This window comes from Streptomyces sp. NPDC005492 (assembly GCF_040605995.1).
Taxonomy (GTDB): Bacteria; Actinomycetota; Actinomycetes; order Streptomycetales; family Streptomycetaceae; genus Streptomyces.
On the sequence record NZ_JBEXDX010000120.1, the window covers coordinates 1 to 1618 of the forward strand.

1 pseudogene is annotated in these 1618 nt (G+C 67.9%); it reads left to right on the top strand.

Annotated elements, in window-relative coordinates:
• The first annotated feature begins 346 nt into the window (after positions 1-346).
• Positions 347-1588 (top strand): annotated as a pseudogene (locus tag ABZT04_RS45925) (IS110 family transposase).
• Positions 1589-1618: the final 30 nt, after the last annotated feature.

The window sequence follows — 1618 nt, forward strand, 5'->3', positions numbered from 1 at the left end:
GCCTAATAGGCGTTGAGGGCTGGGAGTTGGATCAGCTCTGGGCAGGGGCCGAGCGAGATGTCTTGCTGTATGCCGCGCTTTGAGTGCTTCGACAAGAGCGACGCGTGCGCGGCCCCTGCCTCTTGGGACTCGACCGCCGTAGCGTGCCGTGGTTCGAGCCGTTCCCAGGACCACCTCTTGATCAGCCGGAGCCGTGGAGCTCTTCACGAGAGCGAGGACCCTGAGAACAGCTGGGGCCACGGACGGCTGATGGGGTGGTGCGCCGGCGAGCGCTTCTATTAGGTCGCCGAGTGGTCCCGCCGCGGCTCGACGCCGACGGGCAGCGACGTATCGAAAAGAGGCGCGCATGCAGGTGACCTGCGGAATCGACTGGGCCGAAGACCATCATGACGTGGCGGTGGTTGACTCCGACGCTCGCCTGCTCGGCAAACTCAGAGTCAGTGACGACGCGTCGGGCTTCCAGGACCTGCTGCGTCTGCTCGCCGAGCACGGCGACACCCCCGACGATCCGATCCCGATCGCGATCGAGACCTCGCGCGGGCTCATGGTGGCCTGCCTGCGGGCCTCCGGGCGCCGGGTGTTCGCGATCAACCCGTTGGCCGTGGCCCGTTACCGGGACCGGCACGCCGTCTCCCGCAAGAAGTCCGACCACCAGGACGCCGTCGTCCTGGCGAACATCCTGCGGACCGACGCAGAGCTCCACCGGCCTCTGCCGGGCGACTCTGAGCTGGTCAAGGCGATCGCCGTCCTCGCCAGAGCCCAGCAGGACGCGGTCTGAGACCGCACCCGTGCCCACAACCGCCTGCGCTCGCACCTGCGCGAGTACTACCCGGCGGTCCTCGAAGCCTTCGCCGACAAGCGCGAGAGGCTACTGGCGCGAGAGGCTCGCGCGATTCTGGCGATCGCGCCCACGCAGGCCGAGGCCACCAAGCTCGCCCGCAGCAAGCTCAAGGCCGCCGTCACGCAAGCCGGCCGCCAGCGCCGGATCGAGGCCGAGACCGACCGCCTGCTCGAAGTGTTCCGCCGGAGCCGGCTCCGTCAGCCGGCTCTGGTGGAAACAGCGATGGGACACCAAACACTTGCCTTGCTCGCCCAGCTCGAAGCGGCCTGCAAGGCCTGCGACGACCTGGCAAGCGCCACCGAGGAGCTTTTCCTGCAGCACCCCGACGCGGAGATCATCACGAGTTTCCCGGGCCTCGCCGTGCTCACCGGTGCCCGGCTACTCGCCGAAATCGGCGACGACCGCACCCGGTTCGATACGGCCCGCGATCTGAAGGCTTATGCCGGAAGCGCCCCCGTGACGCGAGAGTCCGGCAAAAGCCGCCGCGTCAGCCACCGCCGGATCAAGAACAGCCGTCTGGCCGCAACCGGCCGGCACTGGGCCTTCGCCGCACTCACTGCCTCAACCGGCGCCCACGACCACTACAACCGTCGGCGAGAGACCGGCGATCGCTACTATGCGGCTCTCCGGAACCTCTTCAACCGCATGCTCGGCCAGCTCCACCACTGCCTGACCACCCGCCAGAGGTTCGACGAATCCATCGCATTCGCCCCGCCGCAACCATCACCACTCGCTGCAGCTGCTTGACCCAATAGCTGCATGGGGTGTCTTGTCGGC